General features: G+C 58.9%; 15 protein-coding genes and 1 pseudogene. 9 read left to right on the top strand and 7 right to left on the bottom strand.

Annotation, left to right across the window (positions count from 1 at the left end):
- Positions 1 to 11: 11 nt before the first annotated feature.
- From ACZCED_RS16975 to ACZCED_RS16960, 4 genes are all read left to right on the top strand, one after another.
- Positions 12 to 989, top strand: a complete 978-nt coding sequence (locus ACZCED_RS16975) for a CoA transferase subunit A (RefSeq protein ID WP_462970576.1) — start codon at positions 12 to 14, stop codon at positions 987 to 989.
- A 214-nt stretch (positions 990 to 1,203) separates the two neighbouring features.
- Entirely contained in the window at positions 1,204 to 1,980 is a 777-nt protein-coding gene (locus ACZCED_RS16970) for a CoA-transferase subunit beta (protein ID WP_464861265.1), read from the top strand.
- Positions 1,981 to 2,107: 127 nt separating this feature from the next.
- On the top strand, positions 2,108 to 3,493 hold the full coding sequence (locus tag ACZCED_RS16965) for a transaminase (RefSeq protein ID WP_462970578.1): 1,386 nt from the start codon (positions 2,108 to 2,110) through the stop codon (positions 3,491 to 3,493).
- Between the two features lie 31 nt (positions 3,494 to 3,524).
- Positions 3,525 to 4,325: an SDR family NAD(P)-dependent oxidoreductase gene (locus tag ACZCED_RS16960; protein WP_464861264.1), complete on the top strand. Its 801-nt coding sequence runs from the start codon at positions 3,525 to 3,527 to the stop codon at positions 4,323 to 4,325.
- A 190-nt stretch (positions 4,326 to 4,515) separates the two neighbouring features.
- Here the strand turns inward: ACZCED_RS16960 and ACZCED_RS16955 are convergent, their stop codons facing one another.
- The gene (locus ACZCED_RS16955) at positions 4,516 to 5,067 is read right to left on the bottom strand and encodes a hypothetical protein (RefSeq protein WP_462970580.1); all 552 of its coding nucleotides are present in this window, start codon (positions 5,065 to 5,067) and stop codon (positions 4,516 to 4,518) included.
- A gap of 810 nt (positions 5,068 to 5,877) precedes the next feature.
- Between ACZCED_RS16955 and ACZCED_RS16950 the strand changes: the two genes are divergently transcribed.
- Entirely contained in the window at positions 5,878 to 8,607 is a 2,730-nt protein-coding gene (locus ACZCED_RS16950; protein ID WP_464861263.1) for a PAS domain-containing hybrid sensor histidine kinase/response regulator, read from the top strand.
- Between the two features lie 20 nt (positions 8,608 to 8,627).
- Here ACZCED_RS16950 and ACZCED_RS16945 read toward each other — a convergent pair whose 3' ends face one another.
- The 5 genes from ACZCED_RS16945 to ACZCED_RS16925 all read right to left on the bottom strand — a co-directional run bounded on the left by ACZCED_RS16945 (position 8,628) and on the right by ACZCED_RS16925 (position 13,276).
- Positions 8,628 to 9,329, bottom strand: coding sequence for an ABC transporter ATP-binding protein (locus tag ACZCED_RS16945; RefSeq protein WP_462970582.1), 702 nt, complete (start codon positions 9,327 to 9,329; stop codon positions 8,628 to 8,630).
- The gene (locus ACZCED_RS16940; protein ID WP_464861262.1) at positions 9,317 to 10,081 is read right to left on the bottom strand and encodes an ABC transporter ATP-binding protein; all 765 of its coding nucleotides are present in this window, start codon (positions 10,079 to 10,081) and stop codon (positions 9,317 to 9,319) included. The genes ACZCED_RS16945 and ACZCED_RS16940 overlap by 13 nt, the downstream gene beginning before the upstream one ends.
- Entirely contained in the window at positions 10,074 to 11,072 is a 999-nt protein-coding gene (locus tag ACZCED_RS16935) for a branched-chain amino acid ABC transporter permease (protein WP_464861261.1), read from the bottom strand. The genes ACZCED_RS16940 and ACZCED_RS16935 overlap by 8 nt, the downstream gene beginning before the upstream one ends.
- Positions 11,065 to 11,979: a branched-chain amino acid ABC transporter permease gene (locus ACZCED_RS16930; protein WP_464861260.1), complete on the bottom strand. Its 915-nt coding sequence runs from the start codon at positions 11,977 to 11,979 to the stop codon at positions 11,065 to 11,067. Before ACZCED_RS16930 ends, ACZCED_RS16935 begins: the two co-directional genes overlap by 8 nt.
- 127 nt (positions 11,980 to 12,106) lie before the next feature.
- Complete coding sequence (locus ACZCED_RS16925) at positions 12,107 to 13,276, bottom strand: ABC transporter substrate-binding protein (protein WP_464861259.1); 1,170 nt, start codon at positions 13,274 to 13,276, stop codon at positions 12,107 to 12,109.
- A gap of 356 nt (positions 13,277 to 13,632) precedes the next feature.
- On the opposite strand from ACZCED_RS16925, the gene arfB reads away from it, so the two are divergent.
- The 4 genes from arfB (at position 13,633) to ACZCED_RS16905 (ending at position 16,265) form a co-directional block, all read left to right on the top strand.
- Positions 13,633 to 14,046: an alternative ribosome rescue aminoacyl-tRNA hydrolase ArfB gene (gene arfB, locus ACZCED_RS16920; protein ID WP_462971956.1), complete on the top strand. Its 414-nt coding sequence runs from the start codon at positions 13,633 to 13,635 to the stop codon at positions 14,044 to 14,046.
- 31 nt (positions 14,047 to 14,077) lie between these two features.
- Positions 14,078 to 14,443: a translation initiation factor Sui1 gene (locus tag ACZCED_RS16915; RefSeq protein ID WP_462971957.1), complete on the top strand. Its 366-nt coding sequence runs from the start codon at positions 14,078 to 14,080 to the stop codon at positions 14,441 to 14,443.
- 236 nt (positions 14,444 to 14,679) lie between these two features.
- Entirely contained in the window at positions 14,680 to 14,898 is a 219-nt protein-coding gene (locus ACZCED_RS16910; RefSeq protein ID WP_462971958.1) for a PAS domain-containing protein, read from the top strand.
- 65 nt (positions 14,899 to 14,963) lie between these two features.
- Positions 14,964 to 16,265, top strand: a complete 1,302-nt coding sequence (locus ACZCED_RS16905) for a two-component system sensor histidine kinase NtrB (protein ID WP_462971959.1) — start codon at positions 14,964 to 14,966, stop codon at positions 16,263 to 16,265.
- A 231-nt stretch (positions 16,266 to 16,496) separates the two neighbouring features.
- Here the strand turns inward: ACZCED_RS16905 and ACZCED_RS16900 are convergent.
- A pseudogene (locus ACZCED_RS16900) lies at positions 16,497 to 17,063 on the bottom strand (ABC transporter ATP-binding protein).
- Positions 17,064 to 17,128: the final 65 nt, after the last annotated feature.

The raw sequence follows: 17,128 nt of genomic DNA, 5'->3' as shown, positions 1-17,128 counted from the left end.
AAGAAACGCATATGAATGTCAATGCCAACAAAGTGATGTCCCTGGCGGACGCCGTTTCCCGATTCATCCCCGACGGCGCCCACCTCTCCATCGGCGGATTCACCATCAACCGCAATCCCATGGCGGCGGTGTATGAAATCATCCGCCAGAAAAAATGCGGCCTGCACCTCTACGCGCACTCCAACGGCCAGGGGGTCGACGAACTGATCGGGGCCGGCTGCGTGGACCGGCTCGAGATCGCCTATGCCGGCAGCGGGCGGTTCGCGTCCACCTGCATCCGTTTCCGCAAAGCGGTCGAATCCGGGCAGCTGCCGGTCGAGGACTACACCAACTACCAGATGACCCTGCGGTTCATGGCCGGTGCCATAGGCGTCCCGTTCCTGCCGACGCGTTCCTCGCTGGGATCGGACATCGTCAACCGGTGGGGGTTTTCAAAAGCGGCGCGGCAGGCGGATCCGCGCGTTCCCGATCGCAAACTGGTGGTCATGGACAACCCCTTCGACGGCTGGTGCGATACCGACCGGGTGGTTCTGGTGCCGGCCATCAACCCGGATGTCACCATCATTCACGTACAGGCCGCCGACCGCCAGGGAACCGCCCGTATCAGCGGGCTGCCCTTTGCCGACGTGGAGCAGGCCAAGGCTGCCAGGCACCTCATCGTCACCTGTGAGACGCTGGTCGACGACGATCTCCTGCGCGGGGCGCCGGAACGCAACCAGATCCCTTTTTTCTGCGTGGACGCCGTGGTGCATGCCCCCATGGGGGCCTGGCCCACCGCCTGCTACCGGCATTACGACTATGACCCGACCCGACTGCATCAATACCGCCACGCGGCATTGGACGACGGGCGATATCAGGCCTATCTGGAAACCGAAGTATTCTCGTCACCGAACCATGCGGAGATGATGGCACGAATCGATCCCGGTCAGCTGGAGAAGATCAAGGCCGATCCGCGAACCGGGTATGCGGTGGGGCTCGATCGCCGCTGAAGTGTTCATCCAGAACGGGCATCTTGCGGTCCAGGCCGTCGTTCTCACTCCCTGGAAATCCTCAACGGTGCGCTGCACCGCCTGCGGTTTCCAGGTCGCTGCGGCCTCGGCCTGAACCAAAATCTGCCCATTCTGAACGAACACTGAACGATAAACCGACAATCCGATACCCTGCCTCCATAAGACAAGGGAAAGGGTAAAGAAGAAGGATCCCATGTCCACTGAGACGAACTATACCAGCCGGGAGATGATGGCCGTTGCCGCCGCCAGGGAGATCCGCGACGGCGACATCGTGTTTTGCGGCACGGGCATCTCCATGCTGGCCGCCATGGCGGCCAAGCATATCAGCGCACCCAACAGCGTGATTTTTTTCGAAACCGGTGCCATCGATTCCCAGCTGGAGGAGGTGCCCCTGGCCGTGGGCGATTCACGGGTGATGTTCGCCACCTCGGTCAACGGCGGCCTGGCGGATGCCTTCGCCACCATGCAAAACCGTTTTACCGGCCGGCAGGTGGTGGGCATCATGGGCGCCGCCCAGGTCGACATTTACGGCAACCTGAACTCCACCGTCATCGGCGACTACCACCAGCCCGCGGTGCGGTTTTCGGGCAGCGGCGGCGCCTGTGACGTGGCCTCCTTCGTCAGCCGGACGATCATCTTCATGCAGCACGCCAGGCGAAAATTCGTCCCTAAACTGGATTACCTGACCAGCCCCGGATGGCTCGACGGGCCCGACGGCCGCAAAAAGGCCGGGCTGCCGGACGGCGGGCCTTCCTGCGTGATCACCAACATGGCCATCATGGGATTCGACCCGGATACCAAGCGGATGGTGCTGAAAGGCTGTTTCCCGGGCGTGACAGAAACGGAGGTTCTCGACAACATGGGCTTTGCCGTGGACACGTCCCAGGCCACGCAGATCCCGCCGCCGTCCGCCGAAGAACTATCCATCTTGAGAGACAGGTGCGATCCCCAGCGCCTGATCCTGGGGTGAGGGACGTCATCCTGCCGAGAACCCTGCCGCCTAATCCAGCGCTTTCCCGACAGGATCGACGGGTCGGTACCAGGATGGGCGGCCCGTTTGTTTGGACGCATCGATCCTTTCCACCAAGGAGCAGTGCATGACCCGGCCGCAACGGATGATCACCGACCGCCAGCTCGAGACCCTGATGAATCGCGAAATCGCGACCTATGAAACGCGCACCCCCCGGTCGAAGGCGGTGTTCGACCAGGCCCAGGCGTACCTGCTCAACGGCGTTCCCATGCCCTGGATGGGGGACTGGGGGACCGGTTATCCCCTGTTCATCGACTACGCCACGGGCAACCGGATCGTCGACCTGGACGGCCACACCTACGTGGACTTCTGCCTGGGCGACACCGGTGCCATGTTCGGTCACTCACCGGCGGCCACGGCCGCTGCCGTGGCCGCCCAGGTGCAACGGGGCATCACCACCATGATGCCCGACGAGGACGCCCTGTGGGTGGGCAGGGATCTCGGCCGGCGGTTCGGGCTGCCCTTCTGGCAGGTCGCCATGACCGCCACGGAGGCCAACCGCTATGTCATCCGCATTTGCCGGACATTGACCCGGCGGCCGAAAATCCTGGTTTTCAACGAGTGCTACCATGGCAGCGTCGACGAGGCCCTGGTCCACATCGGGCCCGACGGGCGCCTGTCCCTGCGCAGCGAATACGACATCAACCCCGGGATTCCCAAGGACGCGCTGACGCGGGTGGTGGAATTCAACGACGTTCCCGCGCTGGAAGCGGCCCTCGCCCACCGGGATGTGGCCTGCGTGCTGGCCGAGCCGGTGATGACCAACTGCGGCATGGTGCTGCCGGCACCCGGCTATCACGCCCGGCTGCGCGACGCCTGCAGCCGGTACGGCACCTACCTGGTCATCGACGAAACCCACACCTTCTCATCCGGACCCGGCGGCTACACCGCCGCCCATGGCCTGCGGCCGGATTTCATCACCCTGGGCAAATGCATTGCCGGCGGCATCCCGGTGGCGGTCTACGGGTTTACCAAAGAGATGGCCGACGGCATCAATGCGTCATTCGGCCGCAAAGGCCTTTCCGACCCCATGGGCATCGGCGGCACCCTTTCCGGAAATGTCCTGGCCGTCAAGGCCATGCGGGCGACCCTTTCCGATGTAGCCACCCCGGCGGCCTTCGAGCGGATGATCAACGGCGCTGATCGCATGGCCGATGGGTTGGAGGCATCCATCGCGACCCATCGCCTGCCTTGGAGCGTCACGCGCTGCGGCGCCCGGGCCGAACTGCAGTTCATCCCCCACCCGCCAGCCACCGGCGGCGAAGCCAAGGCCGCCTTCGACTGGGGGATGATTTATTACACCCACCTCTACCTGGCCAACCGGGGAATCATCATTACACCGTTCCACAACATGATGCTCGTACCGCCCGTGGCCTCCGATGACGATATCGACCGCCTGGTCGAGACCTGGGGCGCATGCATGGACGAGATCGCCCACCTGGCCCGTTCCTGAGGCCACGGCCCGTAACGGATTGGAGACCTTTATGTCCATCAACGAGAAACGGTTCAAAAACCGGGTGGCCCTGGTCACCGGGTGCGGCAGCCAGTACGGCATCGGTTTTGCCACGGCGGCACTGCTGATGAGAAGCGGGGCAGCCGTCGCCATCACCTCGACCACCGACCGGATCTTCAAACGGCAGGCGGCCCTCGACGCATCGGGGGTAAGGGCCGTGGCCCGCACGGCCGACCTGACCCGCATGGATCAGACCTGTGCCCTGGTTGAGCATGTCGTCAGCCGATTCGGTCGCATCGACATCCTGGTCAACAACGCCGGCATGTCCCAGGTGGGCGATCCCGAGGCCATCGTTCACCTGGCGCAGCTGCCGCCCCATGAGTGGCACAAATCCATCGACCGCAACCTGACCACCTGCTTCAACGTCACCCACGCGGTGTTGCCCCACATGCTGAAAAACAGGTACGGCCGCATCGTCAACGTCTCCTCGGTCACCGGCCCGCTGGTGAGCAATCCGGGAGAGGCGGCCTACAGCGCGGCCAAGGCCGCCATGGTCGGCATGGGCCGCAGCCTGGCCATGGAGGTGGCCCGCGACGGCGTCACCGTCAACAGCGTGGCCCGGGGATGGATCGAGACGGGGTCATCCACCGAGGAAGAGAAAACGGCCGGGGCGCATACGCCCATGGGACGGTCCGGAACGCCGCAAGAGGTCGCCGACCTGATCGCTTTTCTCGCCTCCGACGAAGCCACCTACATCACCGGTCAGACCCTCGTCATCGACGGCGGCAACACGATTCAGGACTACAAGGGGCCGGGAGAGGGGTATTATTGATTCCGTTGGCATGCTTCAACGAATGGCAGTAAATGAAGATCATGCGGGTTCGAAAGCTTTATCATTCTAACCCGCATGACGGTGATGAATCACTGCTGCAAGTCCATTTTCACCGTCCATTCGTTCACAGGGACGAATCCCGGCATCCGGATTCGTCCCCACGATGGCCCGATCAAAAAAAAATGGTTGATCAGAAGTAGACCCGCAAGCCGAATTTGATGCCGAAGTCGTAATTGTCACTGTCGTTGTCGTTGATGTATATGTCCTCCGTCGCCAGGCCCATGTAAAAATTGGCGTCGACCGCAACATAGTCGCGGAAGAACCACTTGATTCCAATCCGTGGAACGAATGCCACAGCGTTCTGGTTCTCGCCGGCATCCCAATTGAGCGCATTCAACCCGAGGTCGGCTCCAAAATAGGGAATCATTCGGGCCCAATCGGAGCCGAACATATGATACTCGGCGAACCCGCCCAACCCATAGCGCACCACATCCCCGTCCCTGGTTCTGGAATAGTTGCCGAATCCACCGATTTCCAAATGGCGGCCCAGAAAATAGCCGTAACGCAGATCCACGTCAAAATCCACTCCCCCGCCGGGCCCCTCGAAATCGATGTATCCGGTGAAGCCTAACTCCTTGGTACCCTTCTCGAGCATGGGTGCCATCCGATCCTGGTCCTGAGCCGCGGCGATGCCTGCGAACAGCAGCAAAGCCGGAAGAACGATCCACAGCACTTTTTTCATCTCCATTCTCCTTTTTTAAGATGTTCAACCCGATTCGTTTATGGTGGCTGGTGCGACCTTCGATCCAACAATGCGCTGCGATACGGTGCCGGCGGTGCGACCGGCAATTTGAGCGGTCGCATGCTGAAAGATCGATGGGTTCGGGGGGACTGCGCTGTCACCAATAGATACAATTATCTATGTACGGAATATCGTCCGGATTGAGGCCAATACGAAAAACCTTACGACTATAAAAACATCGGGGTTACTTGTAATTAATCAACAGACGCCTGAGGCAGATTCTTGTAATAGTTGCAAAGGTATCGAATGAGAAAGGAGGAACGATCTACTACATTCGACTACTATAGATAAAATGGATTGGCCGCAGGGGTCAAGAATCGATTGCGTGTCTAAGAAATTATTCTGGGATGCCGGAATGTCGGATGGCCGGAAGCAGGCGGTTGTCACCGGTAACTCCAATGCGTCCCTTGATTCATGGGGTTGGGATTAATTGAATAATCCACGCATCGACCACACGTCAATTCCTGTGATTTCCGCAACAAGCTCCCGACGTGGTTCCGCCGACGGTTCAAACCACCTTCTAACCGAGATACCCCAACATCTTGTATTTTGTTACCAAATTGATATGCTAAAAGAACATGCCGGATTGCCTGTCGTTGATTTAAGCTCTTAAGAACCACCTGGCTCACTATCTTAATGAATGTATGGCCAAAACTGTGGGATACCATCCCTATCGCTGAATGGTTCAGCTTCCACGATTCATGCAGGAATCTGTAAATCAATCAGATCGTAAAAGCACAGGGGCATAGGATGTCTACCAAACCGACATATGAAGCGCTTGAGCAGCGAGTACGAATATTGGAGAAATCTTATTTCGAACTCAAGCAGGCGGAGGAGGCCATTCGAGAGAGAGAGGCACTTTTCAGGAACCTGTTCGAACACCACGCCACGGTTCAACTGATCATCGATCCGGATAGCGGCAAGATCCTGGACGCGAATAATTCGGCAGTAATGTTCTACGGATGGACGAGGGAACAGCTCCAGGAAATGAGGATCCAGGACATCAATACCCTTTCACCCGAAGAAATAAAGCAGGAGATGGAAAAGGCCAGGACCGACCAGCGAACCCATTTTGAATTCCGCCACCGGCGAGCGGATGGATCTGTCCGGGACGTGGAGGTGTTCAGCAGCAAACTGGAAGCAAAAGGAAAAGATCTCCTTCACTCCGTTATCCATGACATCAACGCGCGAAAGCAGACCGAGCAGGCCTTACGCGAGAGCGAAGAGATATTTAGGTCTTTTTTAGAAAACAGTCCCATTTATGTTTTTTTTAAGGATAAAAACATAAGAGCCATCAGACTAAGTAAAAATTATGAACAAATGATCGGCAGACCGTTAAATGAAATTCTTGGCAAAAACATGGAGGAACTATTTCCATCCGAATTTGCAGAAAAAATGGTTGCCGACGATAAAAGAATATTAAATGAAGGCAAGCCTGTTGTTGTAGAAGAGGAATTCAATGGAAGATATTACAGCACCACCAAATTCCCGATTGTTATTGATTCGCAAAACGTTTATCTGGCTGGATATACAATAGATATTACCGATCGCAAGCGGGCGGAAGCGGCGCTGCGCAAGAACGAAGACCTACTCAGCAGCATCTATCGCGCCGCCCCTACCGGCATCGGCGTGGTGAGCAACCGGATGTTATTGACCGTCAACGACCGGATTTGCGAGATGACCGGTTACAACCGGGAAGACCTGATCGGCAAGAGCGCCCGCATCCTGTACCCCGACGATGCTGATTTCGATTATGTGGGCAGTGAGAAGTACCGCCAAATCAGTGAACGCGGAACAGGCACGGTGGAAACACGCTGGCAGCGAAGGGACGGGCAGGTGATTGACGTGCTGATGAGTTCGACGCCCATCAATCCCCATGATTTGGCCGCGGGGGTGACCTTCACCGCCCTCGACATCACCGAACGCAAGCAGGCGGAAACGGAGCTGCGCAGATCCCACCAGATGTTCCTCACCGTGCTGGACGGCATTGACGCCACCATTTACGTGGCGGATATGGACAGCCATGAAATCCTGTTCATGAACAAACACATGATCGATGCCTTCGGGGGGGATTTCACCGGTCGGGTCTGCTATGAGGCCTTTCGCGGGGAAACGGCACCTTGCGGCCACTGTGCCAATGACCGGTTGCTGGACGCCGACGGCCACCCCACAGGTGTGTGTGTCTGGGAAACACAGAACCTGCTTGTCGGAAAATGGTACATCAACCACGACAGGGCCATCCGCTGGTTGGACGGGCGAATGGTAAGACTGCAGATTGCCTTCGACGTTACCCATATCAAGGAAATGGAACAGGAGAGTAAACGGATCGGAGAACAACTAAAACAGGCCCAGAAAATGGAATCGGTCGGCCGGCTGGCCGGCGGTGTGGCCCACGACTTCAACAACATGCTGGGGGCGATCCTTGGCTATGCTGAATTGGGCATGTCGGAGGTCAGCCCGGCTGATCCGACTCATGGAATCCTAAAAGATATCCAAAAAGCAGCGCAACGGTCCGCTGATCTCACCCGGCAGCTCCTGGCTTTTGCCCGTAAACAGACCGTGACGCCCAAGGTCCTCGATCTGAACAAGACCGTGGAAGGGATACTCAAGATGCTACGCCAGCTCATCGGCGAAAACATCGACTTGGTTTGGCTGCCGGGCAAGGAGCTCGCTCCGGTCAGGATGGACCCCTCCCAGATCGAACAATTGCTGGCCAACCTGTGCGTCAACGCACGGGACGCTATCAACGATACGGGCAAAATCACCGTCGAGACGGGTATCGCCACCTTCGACGAAACCCACTGCGCCATGCATGTGGGCGCCGTCCCCGGCGAGTATGTATGGATGGCCGTGAGCGACAATGGTTGCGGCATGGACGCCGGGACGCTCTCGCACCTGTTCGAACCGTTTTTCACCACCAAGGAGGTGGGCAAAGGAACCGGCCTGGGGTTGTCCACCGTCTATGGCATGGTCAAGCAGAACAACGGCTTCATCGATGTAATCAGCCAGCCTGGCCAGGGCGCGACCTTCAAGATTTACCTCCCCAGACACGAGGCCGAGACTGGTCGGGCAGCGAAGATGGATGTGGCCCCACCGTCTGCCCGTGGTCTCGAAACCATCCTATTGGTGGAAGACGAGCCCATGATCCTGGATATCGCCGTGAAGGTTCTCGAGCGCCAGGGGTACAGGGTGATGGCAGCCGCTACGCCGGGTGAGGCGATACGTCTGGCACGGGAGTATGCCGGCAAAATCCACCTGCTCATGACCGATGTGGTCATGCCCGAGATGAACGGCAGGGACCTGGCAAAAAACCTGTTGTCCCTTTACCCGAACATCAAGCGCCTGTTCATGTCCGGCTACACGGCCGACGTCATCGCTCATCACGGCGTGCTGGACGAAGGTGTTCAGTTCATCCAGAAACCGTTTTCAGTGCAGGCTCTGGCTGCCAAGGTTCGAGAGGTGTTGGACGATACGAAATAGGTCATTTTGCGACACTCATTCTATACCCCAAGGTAGCGGGCTTTCAGTGCTTCGTTTCCAGCCAGTTCGGCAGAGCTGCCCCGCCACACCACCCGGCCGTTTTCCATGATGCAGTGCCGGTCGGCGAGTTGAAGCAGGGCATCGAGGTTTTTGTCGATTACCAGGATGGCGTGACCGTTGTTTTTCAGCAGGACCAGTGCCCGCCAGATCTCCCTGCGGATCAGTGGGGCCAGGCCCTCGGTGGCCTCGTCCAGGATGAGCAGCTTGGGGTTGGTCATCAGAGCGCGCGCCACGGCGAGCATTTGCTGCTCACCGCCGGACAGCTGGTTGCCGTAGTGCTTCAGCCGGTTCGCCAGGCGGGGGAAAATGGACAAGACAACATCCAGGGTATAGGCTGGCGTCGTGCCCAGGCGGTTGGCGGCGGTGGCCACCATGTTCTCATAGACCGTCAGGTTCGGGAAAATCTGGCGGCCTTCCGGCACCAGCCCGATGCCCATCCGGGCGATGGCATGACTGGGCAGCCGATCGATGGCGGATCCGCCAAAAACGATCCGGCCCGAGCAGATCGGTGTCAGCCCCATGATGGATCGCACCGTGGTGCTTTTGCCCATGCCGTTTCTGCCCAGCAGGGTGACCACTTCGCCTTCGCCGATATGGAGGCTGACGCCGAACAGGGCCTGGCTTTTACCATAAAAGGTTTCGATCGTTTCTACGTCGAGCATCCGTTTGCCTCGTCGCCCAGGTATGCCTCCCTCACCTGCGGATGGGTGCGGATTTCATCCGGTGCGCCGCTGGCAATGGCCTGTCCGTAGACCATCACCGTGATGCGGTCGGCAAGGGAGAAGACGGCACCCATGTCGTGCTCCACCAGCAGGATGGTAACCTCGGCTTTCAACCGTCGAATCAATTTAGTCAATTCCACGGCCCCGCCGGGCCCCATGCCGGCATAGGGTTCGTCCAGAAGCAGCATCTTCGGATGGCCGGCCAGGGCCATGCCCACCTCGAGCTGCCGCTTTTCACCGTGGGACAGATTGGCTGCCGGCACGTCCGCGCGGGCTTCCAGATCAACGCGCGCCATTGCCGGAAGCACCCGCCGTCGTACCACCGGATCGTCGACGGCCTTTTTCCAGAAGCGGAAACTGTGGCCACGGTGGGCCTGGATGGCCAGTGAGAGGTTCTGGCGTACGGTGAGATGGGTGAACACCGAGGTGATCTGGTAGGATCGGGCCAGACCCAACTGCGCCCGCCGGTAGGCCGGCATCCGGGTGATCCGCCGGCCGCTAAAGAGAATCTGCCCGCTGTCGGGCAGGATTTCGCCGCACAGCTGGTTCAAGACCGTGGTCTTGCCGGCTCCGTTGGGGCCGATCAGGGCATGCAGCTCGCCGCTGGCCACCTCCAGTGAGAAGTTGTCGCTGGCCTGGACAGCACCGAAATGTTTGTTGATCGATTGGACCGAAAGCAGCGATTCAGTCATGGTTGCCGTTTTCCTCTGCGATCAACCCGTAAATGCCCCGTTTGGCGAACAGCACCACCAGGACCAGGAACGGGCCTAAATACATCATCCAGTGTTCCGTGTAGATCGATAGAAACGCTTCCAGCAGCAGCAGCGTTGCAGCGCCCAGAACAGGGCCGAACAGCGTTCCCATGCCCCCGAGCAGCACCATGATCAGGATCTCGCCGGAGCGGGTCCAGTGCATCAGCCCGGGGCTGACATACTCGGTCTGGTTGGCGATCAATGCGCCGGCCAGACCCGCACCGGCGCCGGCAATGACAAAGCAGACCAACCGGTAGCGGAAGGTTGGAAAACCCAGGGATTCCATGCGTCTTTTATTTTCCTTGCAGCCCCGGATCACCATCCCGAAGCGGGAGTGAACCAGCCGGCAAGAGAAGAAGAGGAATACGGCCAGCGCGGCCAGGCAGAGGTAATAAAACTGGGTATCATCGTTTAAATCCATGCCCGGAACGGTGTTGCGGGCAAAAAGACTGATCCCGTCGTCACCGCCATAGGCTTCCAGGGAGACAAAGAAGTAATAGAGCATCTGGGCAAATGCCAGGGTGATCATGATAAAATGCATGCCGCTGGTGCGCAGGCTCAGGGCGCCGATCACGGCGGCGGCAGCCGCGGACAATAAGACGGCAGCCGGCCAGACGAGCAACCCGCTCTGGTGGCCGCCAATCTTGACGGGCCAGGTCAGAATCGGTGTGCCCTCGAAGCCATGCACGGACAGGATGCAGACGGTATAGGCGCCGATGCCGAAAAAGGCGGCATGGCCCAGGCTGACCAGGCCTCCGAAACCCAGCATCAGATCCAGGCTGACGGCGGCCAGGGCATAAATCAGGATGCGGCTGAACAGGGACACCAGATAGGGTTCGCCGGCCGCGCCGGCAACGACGGGCAAGGCCAACAGCAGCCCGGCGCCTGCGGTTACGGACAAGGTTTTGCGGTTGAGCGGCAGTTTATGCATGGGCCGGAAGCAGCCCCCGCGGGCGGCATACCAGAACCGCCGCCATGAGAATATAGATCGACATGGATGCCAGGGAGGCCGCGATGCCGTCGGCATATGCCGCCGAAAGAAACAGGCGCAGCAGCACGGGCAGAAAGGCCCGACCGAGGGTGTCCACCAGGCCCACGAGCAAGGCCCCCACCAGGGCGCCGCGAATCGAACCGATCCCGCCGATGACGATCACCACGAATGTGAGGATGAGGATGCTTTCTCCCATGCCGGCCTCCACCGCCAGAATGGGGCCGGCCATCACGCCGGCCAGTCCCGCCAGCAGGGTCCCCAATCCAAAAACCAGGGTATAGAGGACCCGGATGTTCACCCCCAGGGCGCCGGCCATCTCGCGGTTGCTGGCGCCGGCGCGAATCTGCATGCCGATGCGGGTGCGGGTAAACAGCAGGTAGAGCGTTGCCCCGACCAGCATGCCCACGACAATGACGGCAATGCGGTAGGCGGGGTAGGGGATGCCGGCAATGAGTTCGACGCTGCCGGCCAGCCACGGCGGTACATCCATAAACAGGGGCTGGCGTCCCCAGAGCACTCGCATCAGTTCATTGAAAAACATGATCAGGCCGAAGGTCGCCAGCACCTGATCCAGATGGTCTTTCCTGTATAGCCGCCGCATCACCAGCATTTCCACCAGCATGCCGGCCAGCGCAGCCGCCGGCAGGGCCGCCAGGATGCCCAGGATAAATGACCCGGTGCGGGCGGTCACCGTGGCGCCGACATAGGCACCGATCATGTAAAACGAGCCATGGGCCAGATTGATCACCTGCATGATGCCGAAAACCAACGTCAGCCCGGCGGACATCAGAAACAGGGTGATGCCCAGTTGGAGGCCGTTGAAGAGTTGTTCGATGAAAAGTAGCATGTTGTCAGAGGTCTGAAGTCGGAGGTCGGAATTAAGGGATTGAGGAATTGTGGAATTTAGGGATTATCGGCGTATTACCTCCTATTCCCCGATACCAACATTCCTTAATCCCGGAATCCGTCAATTCTCATTCCATTTTGCACTGCTCGACATACACATTGCTGTGGTCGGTAAAGACCGCCTTGAGGGTCCTGTTCGTATAGGTGCCGTCGGCGTCCTTGATCACTTCGCGGATATAGAGATCCTGGACCGGGTGCTGATTGGCGGAAAAGGCGAATTTGCCGCGCACGGTCGCAAAATCGGCCTTGCGGATAGCCTCGCGCAGGGCATCCAGATTCGATACATCCCCTTTTACCTGCTTCAGCGCGCTGCCCAGCAGGCGTGCGGCATCGTAGCCCTGGCTGGCGTAAAGGGTGGGGGTGCGGCCATAGGCCGTTTTAAAGGCGTCGACAAACTGCCGGTTGGCCGGATTGTCCAAATCGTGGGACCATTGCGATCCGTTCTTCACCCCGATGGCCGCATCCTTGACCGCCTGAAGCAGGCGTTCGTCAAAGGAAAAGGCCGGCCCGAACACCGGGGTGGTCTGATTCAGGCCCGCCTGGGCGTATTGTTTAAGAAAATTGATGCCCATGCCCCCGGGCAGGAAAAAGAAAACGGCATCCGGTCTGGCGGCACGCAGGGCGGTGATCTCGGCGGCGTAGTCCGACTGGCCCAGCTTGGTGTAGACCTCGCCGGCGACGGCACCCTGGTAGTAGCGTTTGAATCCGGCCAGATGATCCTTGCCGGCCGGATAATTGGGGGCCAGCAGGTAGACGTTCTTAAACCCGGCATCCGTGACGTACTTGCCCACGACCTCGTCGAGGTTGTCGTTTTGGTAGGCCACGTTGAAGTAATTCCTGTGGCAACCTTTTCCGGCCAGCAGGGACGGCCCGGCGTTGGCGCTCACATAGATCACATCCTGCTGCACCACCTTGGGCACCACGGCGATGGCCACATTGGAAAAAACGATGCCGGTCATGATCTTGACCCCGTCGTGCTTGATGAGGCGCTCGGCGATCTGTTTGGCTTTTTCCGGTTTGCGGCCGTCGTCATCCACGAGCAGTTCCACCGGCACGCCGCCCAGCCGGCCGTTTTCCTGGTCGATGGCCAACTGGAAGCCGTCGCGAATCTCCTCGCCAAGATAGCCGGCCTTGGTGGACAGCGTGGTTATCATGCCGATTTTAACCGGTTCGACGGCCTGGGCCAGGCCTGCCATCAACGCCACGATCATCGTCACAGCTATCAGCAATCGTTTCATGTCTCTCCCTTCGCTTCCCTGTGGGTTGCTGTTGAAACCATTATTTGGATGCAGGTGTCGCTGCGGTATTCGGCGTTACTACTTATAGAAACATGGTCCAATATGCAAGGGTTATTTTTCTTCAACGCCGCTGCTTCATCGTCGACCTTGCCAACCGGGAAATCTCTCTGGTATGGTCCGCAGCAAGATCGGCGGATTCGTGAATCGCGATAGCGTGCGCATTCCCCGCCGCTTGCGGCGGGGTCAGCAAGCGAACAGGAAGTCGATATTCATCCTTGCGATGTTACGCAGCAATCCGACTTTTCGCGAGTCGATAAATAGGTTGGCGCTTCCTGAACACCAAGGGTGCATGTAAAATGCTATCGATTTCCAACCGGCTGGCTATACCGGACGATGAGATTGAAATGACGGCCATTCGCGCCCAGGGCGCCGGTGGGCAGAATGTGAACAAGGTGTCCTCGGCAGTGCATCTGCGCTTTGACATCGGTGCCTCGACCCTGCCGGAATCCGTCAAGCAGCAGGTGCTGCGATGCCGGGACCAGCGCATCACGAAACACGGCGTGATCGTGATCAAGGCTCAGCAATATCGCACCCTGGAAAAAAACCGGGAAGCGGCGCTGATGCGCCTGGTGCACCTGATCCGCAGCGCCCTGGTGCCGGTCAAAAAACGCAAACCCACCCGGCCCACCCGTGGTTCCGAGCGGCGGCGCATGGACAGCAAGAACCGGCGGGGGAAACAGAAGGTGCTGCGACGCAAAGTGAGCTTTTGAACCGCCTGAAAAAGCAGTCGAAAGGATGGATATGGCACGGTTTGAAGACAGGAACACCCGGTTAGTCTACTCCACCGAGCATGGTCGGACCTGCCCGGCCTGCAACCGGCAATTGGACCGCTGCAACTGCCGGAAAAAGACAGCGCAGCCGACTGGGGACGGTATCGTCAGGGTTGGAAGGGCCACCAAAGGTCGCAAAGGCAAGGGCGTGACCGTGATTACGGGCCTTCCCCTGGATGACGAAGCACTGAAGCAGGTGGCTAAAACGCTCAAGCAGAAATGCGGCAGCGGGGGAACGGTCAGGGCCGGCACCATCGAAATCCAGGGCGATCACCGGGATGGATTGATGGCCGAGCTGAAAGGCATGGGGTACACGGTCAGGCGGTCGGGGGGGTGAACGTCACCTAAGTGATCCGGTATCACCGTTCGTTAACCTGCCCCTTTTCTTGTCATGTCAATGATTAACCTGTATAGTATGAATTGCCAGACCAACCACGACGGGTCGCTTTTTCATTTAACACCCGCCAACGCCGCTTACTCGCCCATTTCTGCTTTTTCCTGCCCACGTTGATAGCGGTGTAAAGCTCCCTGCCAGGAGGTGCCCGCATTATTTGAGCAAGAACGATAAAACCGTTGGCGGCCGCCGAGATGACCTCGATCTTCGTGGACACCCGCCTTCCTGTCAAGCGCTGCACCCCCGCGGCGGCCAGGTTCATCCAACTGATACCCACCGATATCGGTAGGCCGTTGAGCGACACTGGCACCGGCTTTCCGGGGGTCGAACTGGCGGGCTATGCGATGAACGCCCTGAACCGTCATCCACAGCCTATTAACCGCGCCATGGCAGAGTAAGGCAGAGATGATTTCCATCGGAGCCGCGGGTCGGATCGGAGGCCGCTTCCCTAAACGGAACGAAAATGGAAAATGGCCATGAAAAAATAGACCGCTCGACACTCAGGGCGCGTGCCGAAAGGCAGCTAAAAGACGTTCCCGCCGATACTGATGACATGGAGGGAATGTCGGCCGGTGCAATGATGAAGAGGATCAACGCGCTTCGCGTGCGGCAGAGCGCGTTGAAAATGCAAAACCAAGAGCTGCGCCGCATCCAAGGAGCGCTCGAAGCGGCGCGGGATCGGTTTTCCAATTTGTATGACCACGCGCCGGTCGGCTACCTGACGGCCAATGAAAAGGGAACCATCCAAGAGGCCAACCTCACCTTCGCTGAATTGATGGGGATGCCGCGATCGGCATTCGTGGGAAGACCCTTCAGCCGTTTCATCCAACGCGAGGACCAGGATGTCTACTACCTTCGTCACAAGTACCTGCTGGAATCCGGAACTGCGCAATCATATAGATTGCGGTTGGTGAGAAATGACGGCAGCGAGTTTTATGCCAACCTGCAATGCATGCTTGTCAGTCAGAGCGACGGCCAGCGCAGGCAGTCCAGGATCATCGTCAGCAATGTCACGGAACAGAAGAAGCGTGAGTGGCAGCAGCAACAGGCGCAAAAGATGGAGGCCATCGCCAATCTGGCCGGTGGGATTGCCCACCAGTTCAATAACGGGTTATCCGTGATCGTGGGAACCCTCGACATGCTTGAAATGGATGTGCCCAGGGATGAGAAAACGTCTCAGTATATCTCCTCGATGCGTAAATCAGCGGATCAGATGGAGCGGTTGACGACCCAGTTGCTTGCCTATGCCCGGGGAGGCAATTATGAGGGCAGGGACGTTTCACTGAGTGATTTCGTGCGCAACACACTGCCCCTGCTCCAACACACCCTCGACCCGTCGATCGATTTGGTGACCAGTCTGCCGGTTGCCATCTTGAAAACCCGGGGGGATTCGTCCCAGTTGCTGATGGTTTTGTCTGCCGTCCTCTCCAATGCGGCAGAGGCGATCGATGGCAAAGGCCGCATAAAGATCACCTGCAGGAATCGGTTGATCACCAGGGAGGACGCAACGGGGTTCCCGGGACTGTTCCCCGGACCCTATGTCATTCTGGCCATTGAAGATAACGGGCGGGGCATGGATGAAGCAACCAGGAGACGGGTGTTCGAACCGTTTTTCACGACCAAGGAAGTTGGCCGGGGGCTGGGCTTGGCGGCAGTATATGGCATCATCAAAAGTTACGGCGGTTGGATATCCGTTGAGTCGCAATTGGACCGGGGAACCCGCGTGCGTATCTACCTGCCTGCCGTTTCCAAAGGAAGGGGGTGAGGAAAATTGGGTGCGGTGTATAGCACTTCGATCCGCCGTACGGGTCCGGAACCATTGGGTTTCTCAACCCTGCTGACGTCACGGCGGTAAAGCCTTCAAGACCCGTGATTCCGCCCATGGGTTTCTTTCCCCTTGACCATGACTACGCCGCCAGGCAGCGTTGCTGGATTTCTTCATTCGCGGCCTTTCTTCGGCCATGCCTTCGTAGCTGACCCGACCCTTGTCGATGACCTATCCGCGGTCCGAGATGCCCAGGGCAAAGTGGGCGTTCTGTTCGGTCAGAAGGATCGCCACGTCCGTCTTCAGTGAGCTGATGATCTCGCCGATGCTTTCGACAATAGTCGGGGCCAGGGCTTCGCAGGGCTCGTCGAGGAGCAACATGCGGGGGTTGCCCATCAGCGCCCTGGCCAGGGACAGCATCTGCTGTTCACCGCCGCTGAGCGCCCCGCCCTTGTGGGCCTTGAGTTTCACCAGCAGAGGGTAGACCTCGAAAATGTCTGCCTCGGTCCAGGCCTTTTGTCCGGGGCGCGCTGGAAGGGTCGCGGCCGCCAGATTTTACATGACGCTGAGGTCCGGGAAGATCCGACGGTCTTCGGGAACCAAGCCAATGCCCTGGCGGACGCTGGCATAGACCGGCAGCCCGGTGATGTCCCTGCCGTCGAAATAGACCTTGCCCGCGGTCGGGCGGAAGCCGCCGGAGACGGAATTATAAAAGGTCGTCTTGCCGGCGCCGTTGGGTCCGATTAGCGCGGTCAGTTCACCCGGGGCCACCTCGAGGGAGATATCCCAGATGACCATGTAACGGCCATAGGCGTGCCCGAGATTTTCAATTTTCAGTATGGGGGTGTCGCTCATGATGTGCG

The organism is Desulfosarcina sp. (genome assembly GCF_055467485.1).
Note: the sequence above shows the minus strand (reverse complement) of the source record. Positions and strands in the feature narration are given on the sequence as shown.

Bases quoted from the DNA above. Each gene is read 5' to 3' on its own strand.
- ACZCED_RS16975 (WP_462970576.1), top strand. From the start codon at position 12: ATGAATGTCAATGCCAACAAAGTGATGTCCCTGGCGGACGCCGTTTCC.
- ACZCED_RS16935 (WP_464861261.1), bottom strand. From the start codon at position 11,072: ATGCATAAACTGCCGCTCAACCGCAAAACCTTGTCCGTAACCGCAGGC.
- ACZCED_RS16950 (WP_464861263.1), top strand. From the start codon at position 5,878: ATGTCTACCAAACCGACATATGAAGCGCTTGAGCAGCGAGTACGAATA.
- ACZCED_RS16960 (WP_464861264.1), top strand. From the start codon at position 3,525: ATGTCCATCAACGAGAAACGGTTCAAAAACCGGGTGGCCCTGGTCACC.
- ACZCED_RS16915 (WP_462971957.1), top strand. From the start codon at position 14,078: ATGGCACGGTTTGAAGACAGGAACACCCGGTTAGTCTACTCCACCGAG.
- ACZCED_RS16970 (WP_464861265.1), top strand. From the start codon at position 1,204: ATGTCCACTGAGACGAACTATACCAGCCGGGAGATGATGGCCGTTGCC.
- ACZCED_RS16945 (WP_462970582.1), bottom strand. From the start codon at position 9,329: ATGCTCGACGTAGAAACGATCGAAACCTTTTATGGTAAAAGCCAGGCC.
- ACZCED_RS16925 (WP_464861259.1), bottom strand. From the start codon at position 13,276: ATGAAACGATTGCTGATAGCTGTGACGATGATCGTGGCGTTGATGGCA.
- arfB (WP_462971956.1), top strand. From the start codon at position 13,633: ATGCTATCGATTTCCAACCGGCTGGCTATACCGGACGATGAGATTGAA.
- ACZCED_RS16940 (WP_464861262.1), bottom strand. From the start codon at position 10,081: ATGACTGAATCGCTGCTTTCGGTCCAATCGATCAACAAACATTTCGGT.
- ACZCED_RS16965 (WP_462970578.1), top strand. From the start codon at position 2,108: ATGACCCGGCCGCAACGGATGATCACCGACCGCCAGCTCGAGACCCTG.
- ACZCED_RS16930 (WP_464861260.1), bottom strand. From the start codon at position 11,979: ATGCTACTTTTCATCGAACAACTCTTCAACGGCCTCCAACTGGGCATC.
- ACZCED_RS16955 (WP_462970580.1), bottom strand. From the start codon at position 5,067: ATGAAAAAAGTGCTGTGGATCGTTCTTCCGGCTTTGCTGCTGTTCGCA.
- ACZCED_RS16905 (WP_462971959.1), top strand. From the start codon at position 14,964: ATGGAAAATGGCCATGAAAAAATAGACCGCTCGACACTCAGGGCGCGT.